The sequence below is a fragment of the Streptococcus sp. SCPM-O-B-15304 (M98) genome (assembly GCF_058200215.1).
Map to the genome: position 1 here is coordinate 1 of NZ_JBYQGQ010000033.1, position 722 is coordinate 722.

Annotated in this window: 1 protein-coding gene; it reads right to left on the reverse strand. The window is 37.7% G+C overall.

Annotated elements, in window-relative coordinates; genetic code table 11:
* Window positions 1–600: transposase family protein (locus AC3E7H_RS09870; protein WP_490676504.1), on the reverse strand; the 600-nt coding region annotated here is incomplete at its 3' end.
* Window positions 601–722 lie beyond the last annotated feature (122 nt).

Sequence of the window (722 nt, forward strand, 5' to 3'; positions counted from 1 at the left end):
GGCTCTATCGTAGCGCAGAAAGTGATTTCGGATGATAGTCTGGGTTCTACCTTCAAGCACGGTGATAATGTTGAGATTGTCAAAATCTTGTGCAATGAAACTCATCTTTCCCTTGGTAAAAGAATACTCGTCCCAAGACATAATCTCAGGAAGTCGGCTAAAGTCATGCTTAAAGTGAAAGTCATTTAACTTGCGAATGACAGTTGAAGTTGAAATGGCCAGCTGATGAGCAATATCGGTCATAGAAGTCTTCTCAATCAACTTTTGCGCAATCTTTTGGTTGATAATACGAGGGATTTGATGATTTTTCTTGACGATAGAAGTCTCAGCGACCATCATTTTCGAGCAATGATAGCACTTAAATCGACGCTTTCTAAGGAGGATTCTAGTAGGCATACCAGTCGTCTCAAGGTAAGGAATTTTCGACGGTTTTTGAAAATCATATTTCTTCATTTGATTTCCGCAATCAGGACAAGATGGGGCATCGTAGTCTAGTTTAGCTAGGATTTCCTTGTGTGTATCCCTATTGATGACATCTACAATTTTTATGTTTGGGTCTTTGATATCAAGGAGTTTTGTGATAAAATGTAATTGTTCCATATGATTCTTTCTAATGATGGTTTCGTCGCTTTTCATTATAGATCTTATGGGACTTTTTTTCTACACAAAATAGGCTCCATAATATCTATAGGGGATTTACCCACTACAAATATTATAGAGCC